This is a genomic window from Bradyrhizobium archetypum, assembly GCF_013114835.1.
In the GTDB taxonomy this organism is placed as follows: domain Bacteria; phylum Pseudomonadota; class Alphaproteobacteria; order Rhizobiales; family Xanthobacteraceae; genus Bradyrhizobium; species Bradyrhizobium archetypum.
Window position 1 is genome coordinate 37,939 of record NZ_JAAVLW010000004.1, and the last position, 18,433, is coordinate 56,371.

An 18,433-nucleotide genomic window follows, 5' to 3' on the forward strand; every position below is an offset into this window, starting at 1 on the left:
CAAACTCAATCCCGCGCGATGATCTCGCGCTCGTCGTGATGAACGGTCTCGCTGTTGCCGAGATTGCCGAGCCGGCGCCGCACCAAAAATTTCGGGCGCCGGGCGCGGATCGCGTTGTGGCGGCGGCGGCGCGCGGCCGGTTCGCGATCGTCACCTTCCGCCAGCAGCGGCAGCGCGAAGATGTCGCTCCACATCTGCCAGGCGGAGGCGATCTCCTCGTGGTCGGAGCTCACGCACAAGGGAATGTTCAAGGATGGGTCGCGATGCGCCAGCACCAGCATCTGTGCGTCGTGGTCGAGACCACGCAGCGCAACGCCAAGAAAGTCGCTGACGCGAACGTTGATCGCCATCCGCATGCCCTTGACGGCACGGTGCAGCACGACGCGTTCGCGATGAAGTTCGATCCTGCGCACGCCGCCGTCTGCGCGGGTGTCATGCGCATGGAAGCTGAGCGGCAGAGAAAGAGGGTCGAGCCGCAGTGCACGGCTCGACCCGGCGGGATTGATCCCGCTTGTTGATGTTTGACGCCTCACGGCTCTCATCTCCCCGCCGGGATTATGTTCCCGGTCGATGCGCGAGACCTTAGCGGAAGCCTTTCCGTTTCGCCTTAAAAAGCCTGGTTAAGGAGTGGTCACCCGCCCTGGATCTCCTCGCATGATTGACAAGACCTTGGCGCGCATGATTGACGAGACCTTGCGCCAACACCGAAAATGTTTGGTATTTGGCGGCGCAAAATGCTTGAAATCCCCGTGATTCCGGCACATCTGAAGACCTTGGCGATTTGCGCCCTCGGCCCCCCCTTCAATGTCAGGGATTTTGTTTGTGAACTCTTCACCATCCAGCGCGTCGCCGCTTTCAAAAGCTTCCGAGGCTTCCGACCTGTTCGATCAATCGGCGCTCTCGACACTGGCGCAGCGGCTGGTCGAGGCCGCCAGGCGCGCCGGCGCGGACGCGGCGGACGCGGTGGCGGTGCGCGGGGTGTCGCAAGGGGTCGAGGTCCGCGATGGCCGGGTCGAGGAATCCGAGCGGTCCGAAGGTGACGACGTCGGATTGCGCGTGCTGGTTGGCCAGCGCCAGGCGGTGGTATCGACCAACGATATATCCGGCGACGGCGTCGCCAAGCTCGCCGAGCGGGCGGTCGCGATGGCGCGCGTCGCACCTGACGATAAATATGTCGGTCTCGCCGATCCCGCGCTGCTGGCGCGCGAGTTCGCCGATCTCGATCTGCTCGACCGCAATATTCCGACGACGAGCGAACTGGAGCGCCGCGCCTGCGAGGCGGAGGCCGCGGCCCTTGCGGTCAAGGGCGTAACCAAATCGGGCGGCGCGTCTGCTTCGAGCGGCATCGGCGGCATGGTGCTGGTGACCTCGACCGGCTTCCACGGCTCCTACCTTCGCTCCAGCCACGGCATCTCAATGACCGCGATCTCGGGCGAAGGCACCGGCATGGAGCGCGATTACGATTTCACCTCGGCGCCGCACGCGTCCGACCTCGATTCGCCCGAAAGCGTCGGCCGCAGGGCAGGCGAGCGCACCGTCGCCCGCGCCAATCCGCGCAAGGTCGAGACCTGCAAGGTGCCGGTCGTGTACGATCCGCGGGTATCGGGATCCCTGATCGGCCATCTCGTCGGCGCAATCAACGGCGCCTCAATCGCGCGCAAGACCAGCTTCCTGAAAGACCGGATGGGCGAGCAATTGTTCGCCAAGAACATCCGCATCATCGACGATCCGCTTAGGGTTCGCGGCCTGCGCTCGCAAACCTTCGACGCCGAGGGCGTCAAGGTGAAGAAGCTCGCGCTCATCGACGAGGGCGTGCTGACCACGTGGCTGCTCGATTGCGCCACCGCGCGCGAACTTGGACTGGTCACGACCGGGCATGCCCATCGCGGCGTATCGTCCTCGCCCTCACCGGGATCGTATAATTTGCATCTCGAACCGGGCGAGTTGACGCCGAAGGAACTGATCTCCGACATCAAGCAGGGGTTTTACGTCACCGACCTGATCGGCTCCGGGGTCAACGGCGTGACCGGCGATTACAGCCGCGGCGCCTCGGGCTTCTGGATCGAGAACGGCGAGATCACTTATCCCGTCAGCGAGGTGACGATCGCGGGCCATCTGCTGCCGATGTTCAAATCGCTGGTTCCCGCCAACGATCTGGAATTTCGTTACGGCATCAACGCGCCGACCGTGCGCATCGAGGGGCTGACGCTTGGCGGACGTTGATACCGCCGAGCGGGTCTGGGCGCGCGATGCCGCGCTGCTCAAGGGCACCGTGCGCGAAGCCGGCGCGCTGGCGCTGTCGCTGTTTCGCACCGAGTTGAAGAACTGGACCAAGGGCGCTTCGTCGCCGGTCTCCGAGGCTGATATCGCCGTCAACGATCTCATCGAGCAGCGGCTGCGCGCGGCAACGCCGGATTATGGCTGGCTGTCCGAGGAAAGCGTCGACGACGATACGCGACTTGGCAAGGAACTGGTCTGGATCGTCGATCCGATCGACGGCACCCGCGCCTATCTTGGACACCGCGAAGACTGGTGCGTGAGCGTGGCGCTGATCGTGGGATCAGTGCCGGTGCTGGCGGCGGTGTTCGCGCCGGCCAGCGACGAATTCTTCTTCGCGATGCGCGGCAAGGGCACCACGCTCAACGACAGGCCGGTGCGCGCAACCGCAGGAACGGATCTCGATTTTTCCCGCATGGCTGGCCCGAAGCCGCTGGTGCAGCGGCTGAGTTCGTCGCCGAACGAGATCAGGCTGCATCCGCGAATCGGATCGCTGGCGCTGCGGCTGTGCCGAGTCGCCGACGGCAGTCTCGATGCCGCTTTTGCAGGCGGCCAGAGTCGGGACTGGGACCTTGCCGCAGCGAATTTGATCGTGCAGGAAGCGAATGGTAGAATGACCGCGCTCTCGGGGGATGCGATTGAGTACAATCGCCGGGAGGTGGTGCACGGGATGCTGGTGGCGGCAGGACACGATCGGCATGCGCGCATTGTCGAGCATTTCCGGGATCGTCGGTTGCCCTGAATCGGTCGAAATCCGTGCCACAAATCATCCCATTCATACCGCGATTCACGATATCGCTCATGCTTGCCGGGCATCTCGTTAGGAAAGACCATCATGCCAGATAATGCCCCGCAGCAACTGCTGCATCTCGTCATCGGCGGCGAGTTGACGGATCTCGAACACGTAACGTTCAAGGATCTCGACCAGGTCGACATCGTCGGCGTGTATCCCAATTACGCGTCCGCTTATGCGGCCTGGAAGGCGAAGGCGCAGCAGACCGTGGACAACGCCCACATGCGCTACTTCGTGGTTCACCTCCACCGGCTGCTGGATCCAGGTCAAGACACGAAGTCCTCCAGTTGAAACGCCTCCTTCGCGATTTGCTGCGCAGCACCTTCGTTCAGCGCGCGCTGGGTGTGCTTGCGGCCGAATATCTGCGGCTGGTCTGGCTGACCAACCGCTTTAGCTATGAGCCGGCCGACGTCTATCAGCGGGTCGAGCCGGAGATGCCGGCGATTTTCGCGTTCTGGCACGGCCAGCACTTCATGACGCCGTTCATCAAGACCAAGGAGAGCTACCGCGCCAAGGTCCTGATCTCGCGGCACCGCGACGGCGAATTCAATGCGATTGCTGCCGAACGGCTCGGCATCGGAACCATCAGGGGATCGGGCGACCATGGTGGCGCGTTTCACCGCAAGGGCGGCGTCGGCGCCTTCAGGGAGATGGTGCAGGCGCTGGAAGGTGGCTGGAACGTTGCAACCACCGCCGACGTACCCAAGCGCGCCCGCATTGCGGGCCTTGGCGTCATCATGCTGGCGCGGGAGTCCGGCCGGCCGATCATGCCCTTTGCGATGGTGACCAGCCGCTTTATCCGGTTGAAGAACTGGGACTCCACCACCATCAATTTGCCATTCGGCCGCGGTGCGTTGGTCGGCATCGAGGCGGTTCATGTGCCGCCGGACGCCGATGCCGAGACTATGGAAAAGCTGCGTCTTCAGGTAGAAGCTTATCTGAACGAAGCGACTCGTCGCGCCTATAAGGCCGTCGGGCGTCCGGAGGCCGCTCTTGGCTAACTCGCTGCCGATGACGCTGCGCGTCTACCGGAAACTGTCGTCCGCGATGGTGCCGCTATCGCCTGCGCTGATCAGTCGGCGGTTGAGGCTCGGCAAGGAGGACCCGGCGCGGGTCGGCGAGCGCCGCGGCATGAGCGCCGATGTTCGTCCCGCAGGTCCCCTGGTGTGGATTCATGGCGCCAGCGTCGGCGAGGTATTGGCGGCGGCGGCGCTGATCGAGCGGCTGCGGGCCTTGAACCTGCGCATCCTCCTGACTTCGGGCACGGTGACCTCGGCCGCGATCGTCGCCAAGCGGTTTCCCCGCGATGTCATCCATCAATACGTGCCCTACGACTCGCCACGCTACGTAGCCCGATTCCTCGATCACTGGCGTCCGTCGCTTGCGATGTTCATCGAATCCGACCTGTGGCCGAACCTGATTCTGTCGAGCGCCGCGCGGCGGCTGCCGATGGTGCTGATCAACGGGCGGATGTCGCAACGCTCGTTTCCGCGCTGGCGCCGGGTCGCCGGCACCATTTCGGCGCTGCTGGACAAGTTCGACGTCTGCCTGGCGCAGTCGCAGACCGATGCGGATCGTTTTGCCGCGCTGGGGAGCCGCAACGTCATTGTCACGGGAAACCTCAAGCTCGATGTGCCCGCTCCGCCGGCCGATGCGAACAAGCTGGATATGTTGATGTCGATGACGCGCGGCCGCCCGGTGGTGGTTGCGGCCTCCACGCATCCCGGCGAGGAAGAGATCCTGACCGAAACCCATCGCACGCTCGCCCGCTATTTTCCAAAGCTGTTGACCGTGATCGTGCCGCGGCATCCCGATCGCGGCGAAGCGATCGCCCGCATGATCGCAGCAAGTGGCCTCAATCCCAGCCTGCGCTCGCGCGAGGAATTGCCGACCGCCACCACCGACATCTATGTTGCCGACACCATGGGCGAACTGGGATTGTTCTACCGCCTGGCGCCGATCGTGTTCATGGGCGGATCGCTGGTCGAGCATGGCGGGCAAAATCCGATCGAGGCGATCAAGCTCGGTGCGTCGATCGTCCACGGTCCCCACGTCTTCAATTTCACTGACGTCTATGAAGCCCTCGATTCGGCCGGCGGCGCGCGGCGGGCCGATACGCCGGAAGCGCTGGTGAAGCAGTTCGGGCAGATGCTCGCCGATCCCAGGGCGCGCGAGGCCGTGCTTACCGCCTCCGAGCGTGTGGTCGGTCAGCTCGGCGGCGCGCTGGAGCGAACGCTCTCGGCACTTGAGCCGTATTTGCTGCAATTGCGGATCGAGATGGGAGCCGCCAATGCGTGAGCCGGGCTTCTGGCATGGCCCGTCCTCGCTGAACTCGCATCTGTTGAAACCGCTTGGCGCGCTCTATGGCGCCATCGCCGCCAAGCGCCTGCGGCGCAAGGGATTGAATGCCGGCATTCCGGTGCTCTGTGTCGGCAATTATCACGTCGGCGGTGCCGGCAAGACGCCGACCGTGCTGGCGCTGGCAAAACTCATGCGCGAGCTCGGCGAGACACCGGTTGTGCTGAGCCGCGGCTATGGCGGCGAATTGCGCGGGCCCGTCAGGGTCGATCCGGAGCAGCATGCGGCGGCCGATGTGGGCGACGAACCGCTGATGTTGGCAGGTCATCTGCCGGTGGTGGTATCGCGCCAGCGCGCCGAAGGCGTGCCGCTGGCGCGGGCGCAAGGCGCCACCGTTATCTTGATGGACGACGGCTTCCAGAATCCGTCGATCGTCAAGGACGCCTCCTTGATCGTGATCGACAGCCAGCGCGGGGTCGGCAACGGGCAGGTATTCCCGGCGGGTCCGCTGCGCGCGCCGCTGCGGCCGCAACTGGCGCGCACCGACGCACTGATCATTGTCGGCGACGGCCATGCCGCCGATCCGGTGGCGGCCGAGATTGTAGCCCAGGGCAAGCCGGTGTTGCGTGCGCATCTGAAGCCGGATCAGGCCGTGGTGGCACGGCTCCAAGGGCAACGCGTGCTGGCATCTGCCGGCATCGGCGATCCCGCGCGATTCTTCAACACGCTAAGCGCCAGCGGCATCGATGTCGTCCAGCAGCGCGCTTTCGCCGATCATCATCCATATTCTCAGAATGAGATCGAAAGCCTGATCATTGAGGCCAGGCGTGACGGTCTAACGTTGGTGACGACAGAGAAGGATATGGCGCGGCTGCGTCGCGGCGGGAGCCTGCCGGGTTGGGCGGTAGAGATCGTGCCGTTCGCGGTGACGCTCGAATTCGACGACGCGGCGCTGTTGCGGACGTTCGTCGCGGATCGGTTATTCAAGGCGCGGGAGAGGCCGTAGGGTTCATCCCTGCGATTTCAGCGCGCCCGGAAAATGCCGCTGCAGCACGGCGCTCGGAACCGAGTAAGCCTCTTGCAGATCGACGCTCCAGTACTTCAACTCGTCGAGCGGAATTCGCACGTCGGTAATGGCGCATCGCACATAGGTTCCGGGCGAGATCACGCGGAAATCGCCGTCCAGATATTGCACCTGCGCCTCGCCATGGCCCGAGGGGCCGAATTTATTGAGCACCGCCAAAACTCTCCGATAGGCAGGCCCGCGAGGGCCTCAAATGTATTTTCCGAAATTCGATCTATCATAGATAGGTCGTACTGTCCGCCCCGGAAACCCACCGACTTGTGATGATTTTGTGCCGGGGCGCATGATAGCCTGGAATTCGCTGTGCCCGCGGCGCCACAATCATCCGGCCAAAACCGATGCGTTTTTTGTCAGCAACGTTATCCCTGACGCTCCTCGCCGCGGCCTGCACGGCAAACGCGGCGCCATTGCCGGCGCCGCGGCAGGTCGATATCCCCGCAGCCGGCCTGACGTTGCATGCGCAGCTCTACAAGCCCGACGGCGACGGCCCGTTTCCCACCGTGATCGCGCTGCATGGCTGCGGCGGATTGAGCGGACAGGCCGAGCCGGTGCTGCCGCGCTACCTTGAGTGGGCGGAACAGCTCGTGAAAACCGGCCACGCCGTGCTGCTGCCGGACAGTTACGGCTCGCGCGAGCTTGGTCCGCAATGCCGCGTCAAGGAACGCCGTGTGCTGGCCCGCCGCGAGCGGGTCGCCGACATCAGCGCATCGCGGCAATGGCTGTTGCAGCAACCCTGGGCGGCGCGTGACCGGATTAGCCTGCTGGGATGGGCGAACGGCGCGAGCGCCGTGCTGTGGGCGGTGCGTCCGCAATCGTCGCGCGGTGCTGCACCGGACTTCCGCTCGGCCATCGCGTTCTATCCGGACTGCCGGATCTCGTCGGGCCTCGGCTGGAGCACGCGCGTGCCGACGCTATTGCTGATCGGCGCCAAGGACGACGTCAGTTCGCCATCGGCCTGCCGCCAGGTGGTGGACGGCGCCCGGGGCCGCAGCGCGCTGGCGCGGATTGTGGTCTATCCCGGCGCGGCCCACGATTTCGACCGCGCCGACCTTCCGCTGCGTGCGATCGCAGGCGCCGACGCCGCGTTGCCCGAACACGGTCATATCGGCACCGATGCGGACGCTCGAAAGGATGCGCAGCAGCGTGTCACGGAGTGGCTGGCGCGTTAGAGTGGTTTCGAGCGAAGTTGGAACCGGTTCCGCGCTAAGAAAACGCGTCAAACTAGGAATCAGAACAGACTTCCCTGATCAACCGGCTTTGGCACGCGCTTCGGTGTGGCGGGCTTGATCTCCCGCGGGGCCGGCTTGGCCGGGCCCGTGGTGGCGGTCGTCGCGGCCGGACGATCGGCATCCGCGGTGACGCCCACGCGGCCGTCGGAGAATTCGACTGAGAGGCGTGCATTTGGTCCGACCGCAGCGGCGGCGTGGACCGCATGGCCATGTTCGTCGCGCACCAGGGCAAAGCCGCGCGCGAGCACACCGCGGTAGGACAGTGCCGACAATAATTGCCCGCTATGGGCGACCCGCGCATCGAGGCGCTGCATGGCGGTCAGAAGCGCACGGCGGGCGCGCTCGGCCAACCGTTGCGTGCGCTCGCGGTCGCGCGCGATCGCATTGCGCTGCGCCTGGGCGTTGGAGAGCTTTGACGCTTTGAGCCTGACCTCCAGGCCGGCAAACCGTTCGCGCCGGTTGCGCAGCAGCGCGCGGGCGGCGAGGCGGATGCGCTCGCCCGACACGGTCAGGCGATGGTTGGCCTGCGCGACCTGTCCGTGCAGCACCTTCAACGTCAGGCCGGCGCTCAGATGCGAGAACCGGCGGTGATGGGCGTGCGTATTGGCCTTCAGGCCGCGGGGCAGGGCGGCACCGAGGTGGTCGAGCCGCTGCCGGGGAATTGCGAGCAGCTCGCTCGGGGTCGGTAGCGCACGGGCGGCAGCGCGCAATTCATTGCGGCGGCTCTCCTGGCCGCGCTGCCAGCACAGCATCGTGCGCCGTGCCAGGCTTTCGACCTCGGCGAACAGTTCGCTGCGCACGGGAACGGCCATTTCGGCCGCTGCCGTCGGCGTCGGGGCGCGCTTGTCGGCGGCAAAATCGATCAGCGTGATATCGGTCTCGTGGCCGACAGCCGAGATCAACGGGATCATGCTGTCGGCGGCGGCGCGCACCACGATCTCCTCGTTGAATGACCACAGATCCTCCAGCGAGCCGCCGCCGCGCGCGACGATCAACAGGTCCGGCCGCGGAATTCGCCCGCCTTCCGGCAGCGCATTGAAGCCGCGAATGGCGGCTGCGACCTGCTCGGCCGAGCCTTCGCCCTGTACCTTCACCGGCCACACCAGCACGTGGCGGGGAAAGCGGTCCTGCAGCCGGTGCAGGATGTCGCGGATCACCGCGCCCGTCGGCGAGGTGACGACGCCGATCACTTCCGGCAGCCAGGGCAGCAACTGCTTGCGCCCCTCGTCAAACAGGCCCTCGGCCGCGAGCTTCTTCTTGCGCTCCTCCATCAGCGCCATCAGCGCGCCAATGCCGGCCGGCTCGAGCGAGTCGATGACGATCTGGTATTTCGAGGAGTTCGGATAGGTCGTGAGCTTGCCGGTGGCGATGACCTCCAGCCCTTCCTGCGGCTTGAACCGCATCCGGGCGTGGGCGAACTTCCAGATCACCGCTTCGATCTTGGCGCTCTCGTCCTTCAGCGCGAAATAGCAATGGCCCGAGGAGTGCGGCCCGCGGAATCCGGAGATTTCGCCGCGCACGCGGACGTGGCCAAATCGGTCCTCCACCGTGCGCCTGAGGGCGGAGGAAAGTTCCGAGACGGTGAATTCGGGCGCGTTGATCAGGTTCTCAGCAGGCATATCAGGGCTTAGAATCGGCCTTTTCCGGCGACTCCGCAAGGTACCAAGGCCATCACGGGAGCGTCACGGCACATATCCACACAGGAATGGACGCGTGTTGCGGCTGGCCCCTGTCGTGCTAAACCGTCGCGCAATTGCCGGCAACCCTCCAATTGGCTGCAACTCCCCATGAACATTCTCCTGCTCGGTTCCGGCGGTCGCGAACACGCCCTGGCGTGGAAAATCGCCGCTTCCCCGCTGCTCACCAAATTGTGGTGCGCGCCCGGCAATGCGGGGATAGCGCAGGAAGCCGAATGCGTGGCGCTGGATATCGCTGACCATTCGCGTGTGATCGATTTCTGCAAAACCAACGCTATTGACCTCGTCGTGGTCGGTCCGGAGACGCCGCTCGCTCTCGGCGTCGTCGACGATCTCGCTAAAGCCGGCATCAAGGCCTTTGGGCCGAGCAAGCAGGCGGCGCAGCTCGAAGGCTCAAAGGGATTCACAAAGGACCTCTGCAGCGAGTTCAATATCCCGACCGGCGCCTATCGCCGCTTCGACAATGCGGCGGATGCGCTGGCCTATGTGCACGCGCAGGGCGCGCCCATCGTCGTCAAGGCCGACGGGCTGGCGGCCGGCAAGGGCGTCGTGGTGGCGAAGACACTGGCGGAGGCCGAAGCCGCCATCGCCATGATGTTCGAGGGCACATTCGGCGCCGCCGGCACCGAGGTCGTGATCGAGGAGTTCCTCGCCGGCCGCGAGATCAGCTTCTTCGCGCTGTGCGACGGCGAGACCGCGATCCCACTGGCCGCGGCGCAGGACCACAAGCGCGTGTTTGATCATGACGAGGGCCCGAACACCGGCGGCATGGGCGCCTATTCGCCGACGCCGTTCGTGACGCCGGAAATTCACGATCAGATCATGGCGCGGATCATCCTGCCGACGGTTGCCGGCATGAAGAAGCGCGGCATGCCGTTTCGCGGTGTGCTCTACGCCGGCGTCATGCTGACGGAACACGGACCGAAGCTGTTCGAGTACAACGTCCGCTTCGGCGATCCCGAATGCCAGGTGCTGATGCTGCGGATGATGTCGGACATCGTGCCGGCGTTCCTGGCATCCTGCGACCGTCAGTTGAAAAACTTCGATCTGCGCTGGTTCCCCGATCCGGCGCTGACGGTCGTGATGGCGGCGAAAGGCTATCCCGGCGACTACAAGAAGGGCACGCGCATCGACGGTCTCGATGACGCCGCCAGGATCGAAGGCGTCGAAATCTTCCATGCTGGCACGGCGTCGAAGGACGGCGGCATCGTTGCCAATGGCGGCCGTGTGCTGAATGTGTGCGCGATGGGCAAGACCGTGACCGAAGCGAGAGCGCGTGCCTATCAGGCCGTCGATCGGATCACGTGGCCGGATGGCTTCTGCCGCCGCGACATTGCCTGGCAGGCGGTGGAGGCGGAGAGAAGCTAGCGGAGAGTGCGAAGATGCCCGATCTTGCCGATCTGTTTCCCCGATATGCGTCCGAATGGATCAACACCTCGTCGGGCCGCATTTTCGCCCGCGTCGGCGGCAACGGGCCGCCGCTTCTATTGCTGCACGGATTTTCATCGACGCATGTGATGTGGCACGCGGTCGCGCCGCAACTGGCCGACAGGTTCACGCTGATCATTGCCGACCTGCCCGGCTATGGCTGGTCGGACATGCCCCGCAGCGACGAGAACCATACGCCCTACACCAAGCGCGCGATGGCGAAGGCGATGGTGGAGGCGATGGAGCAACTCGGTCATGTTCATTTCGCGCTCGCCGGCCATGATCGCGGTGGCCGCGTGTCGTACCGTCTGGCGCTCGATCATCCAGGCCGGCTGTCGAAGCTCGCCGTGCTCGATATCGCGCCGACTTATGATTATTGGGAGAGGTTGAACCGGCTGTCGGCGCTGAAAATCTACCACTGGGCATTTCTGGCGCAGCCTCATCCGCTGCCGGAGACGCTGATCGCCAGCAATGGCGAGTTTTTCCTCCGGTACAAGATGGCAAGCCAGACAAAGTCGAAGACGTTAGATGCCATCGATCCGCGCGCGCTGGAGCATTATCTCGCGCCCTTCCGTGATCCGGCACGCGTGCACGCGATGTGCGAGGACTACCGCGCCGGCGCCTATGCCGACTACGAGATCGACAGGGCCGATTTCGACGCCGGCAGGAAGATCACGGTCCCGATGCTGGCGCTGTGGGGCGATGCAGGCATAGCTCCGGCGGCGACGACGCCGCTCGATACCTGGAAGAAATGGGCGACGAATGTGAGCGGCGCGCCGGTGGATTCGGGGCATTTTCTCACGGAAGAGAATCCGGAAGCGACGGCGACGTTGCTGCGGGAATTTTTCCTGGGGACGTGAGACGAAAATCTAGCCGCACATCGAACTCGTCATACTCCGCAAAAGCGGAGTATCCAGGGCGCAGCCTCTCGGTTCATCTGCTGTACCTGGAATACTGGATCATCCGCCCCAGTGCGCAATTGCGCACAAGGCGGATGATGACAGCGGTGTGCGAGGCGCGACAGCCTACCGCCGCTCCCTGAAAAATTCCCGCAGCAGCGCTGCGGCCTTGCTCTCGCCGACGGCCGAATAGACCTCCGGCGCGTGGTGGCAGGTCGGCTGGGCAAAGAACCGCACGCCGGAATCGACCGCGCCGCCCTTGGGGTCAACAGCGCCGTAATAGAGCCGGCGGATCCGGGCGAAGGAGATGGCGCCTGCGCACATGGTGCAGGGCTCCAGCGTGACGTAGAGGTCGCAATCGACCAGCCGCTCGGCGCCGATGGCCTCGGCCGCCTGCCGGATCGCCAGGATTTCGGCATGCGCGGTCGGATCGCGGTCGGTCAGGGTCCGGTTGCCGGCGGTCGCGATGACCTCGTAATCCCGGACGATGACGCAGCCGATTGGAACTTCGCCGGCTTTTCCGGCGTTTTCGGCCGTTTGCAGCGCCAAATCCATGAAAGAAGGGGCTGTCATGCCTCGTATCATCGAAAGAAACCTGCTACTAGCTGCGCCTTCAGCAAACGTGGATGCCGGTTTTGCGTGAGAATGCGCCTTGAACGAAGCGCGCGCGCCTTACCGCTATGGCAGCCCATCCGCATCAGCCTGATAGCCATTTCATCAGTTCTCGAGAGACCATTCATGCCCCGCGATAACGACAAAAACAACGATTCCCGCGGCGCGCGTGACCGGCCTGGCGGCGGCAAGAGCCGCTCGGGGGCGGCGAGGGGGCCGGAGAAGAAGTTCGCCAAGCGCGGATTTGGCCGGCGAGATGACGGCGATCAGCGTGGCGGCGAGCGGCAGCCCTATGCCGGAAAATCCGAGGGCACAAAATCGGTCGGCAAGAAGCCTTACGCAGGCAAGCGGGAAGGTGGTTCGTTCCGCCGCGACGATGACCGTCCGGCGCGCCGCCCACGCAAGGACTTTCGCGCGCGCGACGATCGCGATGGCGACAAGAGGTCCTTCAAGCCGCGTGGCGAGCGGCCGACTTATGGTCGCGACGACCGGCCCGCGCGTCAGGGTCGCACGCGCGACTCCGGTGGCCGCGAAGAGGGCCGAGCGGCGGGGCGTTTCCAGGACAGGAAGTTCGGCGACAAGCGGCCTTACACGCCGCGCGGCGAAGGCTTTCGGAAGGGCGGTGACCGTCCGCGTGGCGATCGGACCTCTGGCGATCGTCCGCTGCGCGATGGCGAGAAGCGATTCTCGCGCGGGCCGCGCAATGATTTTGGCGACCGGCCCGAACGTGGTGAAGACAAGCCCTGGCAAAAGCGAAATGATCGTGGTGGCGACGAGCGTCCGCGGTTTTCGCGCGCACGCGAGGACCGGCCGAAATTCGATCGTCCACGCGAGCACCCAGATCATGACCGCGGGCGGCCGGCGGGCCGCACCGAGTGGCAGGAACATCCGCGCAGCGAGGGGCGCTTTCGCGACCGGCCGCGCCGCGACAATGAGGACGACAGCAAGATTTTTGCAAAACGCCCCGCCTTCGGCGGCCGCGGCGCCTATCGCGAGCGCACGCCTGACGCAGACAAGCGCGCACCACGCCCGGAGCCGAAGCCGAAAAAGGCCGGCGAGCGGATCGCCAAGGTGGTGGCGCGCGCAGGACTTGCCTCGCGCCGCGATGCCGAGGAGTTGATCACGCAGGGCCGTGTCACCGTCAACGGCCGCGTGATCAATTCACCGGCGCTCGACGTCACCGCCAATGACGTGATCGCCGTCGACGGCAAGGTGCTGCCGCCGCGCGAGCGCACGCGGCTGTTCATGTATTACAAGCCGCGCGGCCTCATGACGACGCATGCCGATCCAGAGGGGCGGCCAACTGTGTTCGACAATCTGCCGGAAGGATTGCCGCGCCTGATCTCCGTTGGCCGGCTCGACTTCAACACCGAGGGGCTTTTGCTGCTGACCAATGACGGCGGGCTCGCCCGCGCGCTTGAGCTCCCCGACACCGGTTGGCTGCGGCGTTATCGCGTGCGCGCCCATGGCGAGGTCACGCAGGCGCAGCTTGATGAGCTGAAGAAGGGCGTCGAGGTCGACGGCGTCAAATATGGCCCGATCGATGCGACGCTGGAGCGCGACCAGGGCGCCAATGTCTGGCTGGTGTTCGCAATCCGCGAGGGCAAGAACCGGGAAGTACGCAATGTGATGGCGCATCTCGGCCTTGAGGTGAACCGGCTGATCCGCGTCTCCTACGGGCCGTTCCAGCTCGGAGAGCTCGAAGAGGGACAGGTCGAGGAGGTCAAGACCCGGGTACTGCGCGAACAGCTCGGCGAGAAGATCGCTGCCCTCGCAGGGGCCGATTTCAACCGGCCGCTGCCGGAAGAAAAATCCGAAACCGAGGATGATGCGCCGCGTGGCAAGAAGCCGTTCAAGCCGGCGGGCAAGAGCGCGTTGATCGCCGACCGCAAGGGCCGCCGCGTGCTGGTGCAGCGAACCGGCAGCGACGAAGCCCGCGCGCGCAACGAGGACGAAGCCAGCGGCTACGGCCCGCCGCGCCGCCCGAAGCGCGGCTATCACGGCAAGCGCGATCTGAAGCCGCGGGACGAGTAGCCGGCCTATGCGCGTCGTCGGTGGAAGACTGAAGGGCCGCAATCTGGCCTCGCCATCCACGCAGGCGATCCGCCCGACGGCGGACCGCCTCCGCGAATCCGTGTTCAACATCCTGATCCACGCCTACGACAACCCGATCGAGGGCGCGCGGGTGCTCGACCTGTTCGCCGGCACCGGCGCGCTCGGCATCGAGGCGGTATCGCGCGGCGCCGCGTTCACGCTGTTCGTCGACAATGGTGCCGAAGCCCGCGCGCTGTTGCGCAACAATGTCGAGTCGCTCGGCTTGGGCGGTGTTACGAAAGTCTATCGCCGCGACGCGACCAATCTTGGCCCGGCGCATCCGGTCGAGCCGTTCTCGCTGGTGTTTCTCGATCCGCCCTATGGCAAGGGGCTTGCCGAGAAGGCGCTTGCTTCGTTGCGCGATGGCGGCTGGCTGACCGCGAATGCGCTATTGGTGGTGGAAGAAGCGAAGGCGGCGGGGTTCGCTGTGCCTGAAGGCTTTGAAGAACTGGAGCGGCGCGCGTATGATGATACGGAGTTCGTGTTTCTGCGGGCTGCTGCCCAATCCTGATCTGTCATGCCCGCGAAGGCGGCCATCCAATACGCCGCGGCGCCTCACCTGAATTGCTGATGTCTCTGGAATACTGGATCGCCCGCTTTCGCCGGGCGGACGACAAGTGAGTGTGTGGGATCGACTACCGTCGCCCGAACAGCTTCTCGATGTCGGCGAGCTTCAACTCGACATAGGTCGGGCGGCCGTGGTTGCACTGGCCGGAGTTCGGCGTGTCTTCCATCTCCCGCAATAGCGCGTTCATCTCTTCCGGCTTGAGGCGGCGGCCGGCGCGGACCGAGCCGTGGCAGGCCATGGTGGCGGCGACATGCATCAGGCGTCGCTCCAGCGGCAGCGCTTCGTCCCATTCGGCCATGTGCTCGGCGAGATCACGTAGCAATCCTACCGCGTTGGTCTTGCCGAGCAGCGACGGCGTCTCGCGCACTGCCACCGCGCCGGGGCCGAAGGATTCTATGGCGAGGCCGAAGGAGGCGAGTTCGTCGGCGCGATCGAGCAGCTTCTCCACCGTGGCCTCGTCGAGTTCGACGATCTCGGGGATCAGAAGGATCTGCCGCTGCACACCGTTCTTCGCCAGCGACGCCTTCAGCTTCTCATAGACGATCCGCTCATGCGCAGCGTGCTGGTCGACAACAATCAACCCGTCGCGGGTTTGTGAGACGATATAGGTCTCGTGGATTTGTGTCCGCGCCGCGCCGAGCGGCCGGTCCAGCAGATCCGCGGATGGCTGCGCCTCGAAGCGCACGTCGGCAGTCGGCGCGCCGACATCGAACGCGGCCTGTCCCGCTTCGGCGAACGCAGTTACCGCGCTTTCAAACGAAGGCGCGGGCCTGACCGGATAGGCCGGCGAACTGCGCCAGTCCCAGTTGGTCGGCCGTGGCGCAAAGGATGGACGGAATGCGGATAGCGCCGCGCCATCGGTATTGGCGGCGGTGCGCCGGCCCTCGCGGGCAAGACCTTCCTTCAGCGCGTGCACGATCAGCGCACGCACCAGGCCGGCATTGCGAAACCGCACCTCGGTCTTGGCCGGATGGACGTTGGCGTCCACTTCCTGCGGTTCCAGCGCCACGAACAGCGCCACCACGGGATGGCGGTCGCGTGGCAGGTAATCCGAATAGGCTGCGCGCACCGCACCAAGGATGAGCTTGTCGCGCACCGGACGACCGTTGACGAACAGATATTGTCCCAGCGCATTGGCGCGGGTCAGTGACGGTGCGGCGGCGAAACCCTCGACTACAACGCCTTCGCGCTCGGTGCGCACTTCGATGGCGCAGGAGCGAAAATCGCTTCCCAGGATATCGCCGAGCCGCGTCAGCCGGCCGGCGGCGCCCGGTAGCGCTGCAGCCCAGGTCACCGGCGCGCGTTCCTCGCCGGCGAGCGTAAAGGCGATATCGGGCCGCGCCATGGCGAGCCGCCGTACCACTTCGCGGATCGCTTCCGCTTCGGTGCGGTCGGTCTTGAGGAATTTCAGCCGGGCGGGAGTCGCGAAAAAGAGATCGCTGACCTCGACGCGGGTGCCCTGCGACAGCGCCGCCGGCATGATCTGCGATTTCACGCCGCCCTCGACCGAGAGCGACCAGGCGTGCGGTTCGCTGGCGTGGCGCGTGGTGATGCCGAGCTTCGCCACCGCGCCGATCGAGGGGAGTGCCTCGCCGCGAAAGCCCAGCGTGCGAATGCGTAACAGATCTTCATCGTCGAGCTTGGAAGTGGCATGGCGATCGACGGCGAGCGCGAGATCGCCATGGGTCATACCGCTGCCGTCATCGGTGATGCCGATGCGGCGCCTGCCGCCGCCATCGGTGAAGATGTCGACGCGGCTGGCGCCGGCATCGATGGCGTTTTCGACCAGCTCCTTCACCACGCTCGCGGGACGTTCAACCACTTCGCCGGCGGCGATGCGGTTGACGACTTGTTCGGGAAGCTGGCGGACGGGCATGAATTCCAAGGTTTGATTCGAGGTTGGAATACGATTTTACGCGGCTACCTCGTCAAATGCATGTGCCTCAAAATATTTTTACGGAACTTTTCGGGTGCTGCCGAGGCGCCGCATATGCGGTTCGCATGTGGCCAACGATTCGCAAAATGACCTCGAAATCCCTGCACGATCACCACATCGCACGGCTTGCATGGCGGCGGCGTCGCTCACCACACGACCGATCCGGCGACGAACATGTTCGGGCTACGAGCGGCGCTTGGATCACCGGACGGTTCATCGCCAACCAGACTGGAGAAATGGATGAAGCTAGTGAAAACCTCGGCGATCGCAGTTGCAATCTCGGCCCTGCTTGCCGGCCCTGTACTGGCGCAAGGCGCCTCAACCGACACGCAGATTCGCGGCGGAGCAAAGGGCACGACCCAGATGCAAGGCGGCGCGTCGGGCAGCATGGACGAGGATGCGCCGGCGGGCGCCACCAGCCACAGGGCCGGTGCCAAGACCGGTGCCGGCACGAAAGGCACCGTCGGAGCCGGCGGCGCCGCGCCCAAAGCGACGGGCGGCGCGGCTAGCCCTCCCGCGACTAGCCGGTAAGTGCCGCCTGGAGGAAACCCGGCTCCTCCATCGGGTTGTTCTCCAAACAGAACTCCGGTCGCGATCAGCGGCCGGAGTTTTTGCGCCTTGGCGCCCGATCCGCGAACCGAAAGCCCGGCCGGACGGCTCTATCCGGCGAGAACGCCGTGAGGTTCTCTCGCGCAATCAAAAGGAGCTGCTATGTTTTATCGCAAGAATTTGCCGGGCGGGGAGCGGGTGATGCGGACGATCGGGGGCGCGCTCATGGTCGCGTACGGGCTTGTCGGCATCGCCCATTGACGATGTGGAGGCACGCCTGGCGCTTCTTGCGCCCGAGGACATTCGCATCGATCTGTCGCGCGCCATCCAGTCGCTGCCCGACCATTACCGTGAGGTGATCCTGCTGCGCGATATCGAGGAATTGTCCATTGACGAGATCGCTGAAGTGCTCGGCCTGACTCGCGAAAGCGTCAAGGCTCGCATTCATCGTGCGCGGCTGATGATCCGGGAATATCTGATCCGGGATTGAGACATGGCCGGAGCAGGATCAATCGTCGAAGCGGACGTTGCGCTTGGCCTTGACGTCGCTGCGGCGCTTCTTGCCTTCCAGCCGCCGCTGTTTCGATCCGAAGGTCGGCTTGGTCGGCCGCCGCGGCGTCGGGCGGATCAAGGCCTCGCGCAACAGTTCGAGCAGGCGGTCGATCGCGTCGGCCCGGTTGCGCTCCTGGGTACGGAAGCGCTGGGCGTGGATCACGATGACGCCCTCCTTGGTCATGCGCTGGCCGGCGAGCCGGACGAGCCGCGCGGCGGCATCCTCCGGCAGCGCGATCTTGCGCGTGTCGAAGCGGAGCTGGGCTGCGGTCGCGAGCTTATTGACATTCTGCCCGCCCGGGCCGGAGGCGCGGACAAAGCCGATCTCGATGTCGTCGTCGTCGATCGTAAGGTCGCGGGAAACCCGCAGCATGGCGTTCACCGAAATCGTCATGCCCGGGCTTTTCCCGGGCATCC

19 protein-coding genes are annotated in these 18,433 nt (G+C 65.1%); 13 read left to right on the forward strand and 6 right to left on the reverse strand.

What is annotated here, in order from left to right; all coding sequences use genetic code 11:
• Positions 1–5 precede the first annotated feature (5 nt).
• Complete coding sequence (locus tag HCN50_RS12875) at positions 6–533, reverse strand: DUF6101 family protein (RefSeq protein ID WP_171710054.1); 528 nt, start codon at positions 531–533, stop codon at positions 6–8.
• Between the two features lie 289 nt (positions 534–822).
• On the opposite strand from HCN50_RS12875, the gene HCN50_RS12880 reads away from it, so the two are divergent.
• From HCN50_RS12880 to lpxK, 6 genes are all read left to right on the forward strand, one after another.
• Positions 823–2,223: a TldD/PmbA family protein gene (locus HCN50_RS12880; RefSeq protein ID WP_311968041.1), complete on the forward strand. Its 1,401-nt coding sequence runs from the start codon at positions 823–825 to the stop codon at positions 2,221–2,223.
• Positions 2,210–3,019: an inositol monophosphatase family protein gene (locus HCN50_RS12885; protein WP_210264913.1), complete on the forward strand. Its 810-nt coding sequence runs from the start codon at positions 2,210–2,212 to the stop codon at positions 3,017–3,019. The genes HCN50_RS12880 and HCN50_RS12885 overlap by 14 nt, the downstream gene beginning before the upstream one ends.
• 93 nt (positions 3,020–3,112) lie before the next feature.
• Complete coding sequence (locus HCN50_RS12890; RefSeq protein WP_171710056.1) at positions 3,113–3,361, forward strand: DUF4170 domain-containing protein; 249 nt, start codon at positions 3,113–3,115, stop codon at positions 3,359–3,361.
• On the forward strand, positions 3,358–4,071 hold the full coding sequence (locus HCN50_RS12895; RefSeq protein WP_171710057.1) for a lysophospholipid acyltransferase family protein: 714 nt from the start codon (positions 3,358–3,360) through the stop codon (positions 4,069–4,071). The genes HCN50_RS12890 and HCN50_RS12895 overlap by 4 nt, the downstream gene beginning before the upstream one ends.
• Positions 4,072–4,081: 10 nt before the next feature.
• Positions 4,082–5,368 (forward strand): 3-deoxy-D-manno-octulosonic acid transferase, encoded by a 1,287-nt coding sequence (locus HCN50_RS12900; RefSeq protein WP_171710640.1) that lies wholly within the window; start codon positions 4,082–4,084, stop codon positions 5,366–5,368.
• Positions 5,361–6,374, forward strand: a complete 1,014-nt coding sequence (gene lpxK, locus HCN50_RS12905; protein ID WP_171710058.1) for a tetraacyldisaccharide 4'-kinase — start codon at positions 5,361–5,363, stop codon at positions 6,372–6,374. Before HCN50_RS12900 ends, lpxK begins: the two co-directional genes overlap by 8 nt.
• Before the next feature lie 3 nt (positions 6,375–6,377).
• Here lpxK and HCN50_RS12910 read toward each other — a convergent pair whose 3' ends face one another.
• Positions 6,378–6,605: a DUF2093 domain-containing protein gene (locus tag HCN50_RS12910; protein WP_057861041.1), complete on the reverse strand. Its 228-nt coding sequence runs from the start codon at positions 6,603–6,605 to the stop codon at positions 6,378–6,380.
• A gap of 185 nt (positions 6,606–6,790) precedes the next feature.
• Here HCN50_RS12910 and HCN50_RS12915 point away from each other — a divergent pair, with 185 nt between their 5' ends.
• Positions 6,791–7,621, forward strand: a complete 831-nt coding sequence (locus HCN50_RS12915; RefSeq protein ID WP_171710059.1) for a dienelactone hydrolase family protein — start codon at positions 6,791–6,793, stop codon at positions 7,619–7,621.
• 59 nt (positions 7,622–7,680) lie between these two features.
• Here HCN50_RS12915 and xseA read toward each other — a convergent pair whose 3' ends face one another.
• Positions 7,681–9,300, reverse strand: a complete 1,620-nt coding sequence (gene xseA, locus HCN50_RS12920) for an exodeoxyribonuclease VII large subunit (protein ID WP_171710060.1) — start codon at positions 9,298–9,300, stop codon at positions 7,681–7,683.
• A gap of 168 nt (positions 9,301–9,468) precedes the next feature.
• On the opposite strand from xseA, the gene purD reads away from it, so the two are divergent.
• Positions 9,469–10,746 carry a phosphoribosylamine--glycine ligase gene (gene purD / locus HCN50_RS12925; protein ID WP_171710061.1) on the forward strand — a complete coding sequence of 426 codons (1,278 nt, stop codon included), beginning with the start codon at positions 9,469–9,471 and terminating at the stop codon, positions 10,744–10,746.
• Between the two features lie 14 nt (positions 10,747–10,760).
• Positions 10,761–11,666, forward strand: coding sequence for an alpha/beta fold hydrolase (locus tag HCN50_RS12930; protein WP_171710062.1), 906 nt, complete (start codon positions 10,761–10,763; stop codon positions 11,664–11,666).
• Between the two features lie 165 nt (positions 11,667–11,831).
• Here the strand turns inward: HCN50_RS12930 and HCN50_RS12935 are convergent, their stop codons facing one another.
• Complete coding sequence (locus HCN50_RS12935; protein ID WP_235976951.1) at positions 11,832–12,278, reverse strand: nucleoside deaminase; 447 nt, start codon at positions 12,276–12,278, stop codon at positions 11,832–11,834.
• Positions 12,279–12,443: 165 nt separating this feature from the next.
• Here HCN50_RS12935 and HCN50_RS12940 point away from each other — a divergent pair, with 165 nt between their 5' ends.
• Both HCN50_RS12940 and rsmD read left to right on the forward strand, forming a co-directional pair.
• A complete protein-coding gene (locus HCN50_RS12940; protein WP_171710064.1) occupies positions 12,444–14,351 on the forward strand; it encodes a pseudouridine synthase in 1,908 nt (635 codons plus the stop codon).
• A 7-nt stretch (positions 14,352–14,358) separates the two neighbouring features.
• Positions 14,359–14,922 (forward strand): 16S rRNA (guanine(966)-N(2))-methyltransferase RsmD, encoded by a 564-nt coding sequence (gene rsmD / locus HCN50_RS12945; RefSeq protein ID WP_171710065.1) that lies wholly within the window; start codon positions 14,359–14,361, stop codon positions 14,920–14,922.
• Between the two features lie 124 nt (positions 14,923–15,046).
• Here rsmD and mutL read toward each other — a convergent pair whose 3' ends face one another.
• Positions 15,047–16,855: a DNA mismatch repair endonuclease MutL gene (gene mutL / locus HCN50_RS12950; protein WP_171710641.1), complete on the reverse strand. Its 1,809-nt coding sequence runs from the start codon at positions 16,853–16,855 to the stop codon at positions 15,047–15,049.
• A gap of 300 nt (positions 16,856–17,155) precedes the next feature.
• Between mutL and HCN50_RS12955 the strand changes: the two genes are divergently transcribed.
• Positions 17,156–17,446 carry a hypothetical protein gene (locus HCN50_RS12955; protein WP_171710066.1) on the forward strand — a complete coding sequence of 97 codons (291 nt, stop codon included), beginning with the start codon at positions 17,156–17,158 and terminating at the stop codon, positions 17,444–17,446.
• A 259-nt stretch (positions 17,447–17,705) separates the two neighbouring features.
• Positions 17,706–17,954, forward strand: coding sequence for a sigma-70 family RNA polymerase sigma factor (locus HCN50_RS12960; RefSeq protein ID WP_171710067.1), 249 nt, complete (start codon positions 17,706–17,708; stop codon positions 17,952–17,954).
• Between the two features lie 18 nt (positions 17,955–17,972).
• Here HCN50_RS12960 and arfB read toward each other — a convergent pair whose 3' ends face one another.
• Positions 17,973–18,389 (reverse strand): alternative ribosome rescue aminoacyl-tRNA hydrolase ArfB, encoded by a 417-nt coding sequence (gene arfB / locus HCN50_RS12965; RefSeq protein WP_171710642.1) that lies wholly within the window; start codon positions 18,387–18,389, stop codon positions 17,973–17,975.
• Positions 18,390–18,433: the final 44 nt, after the last annotated feature.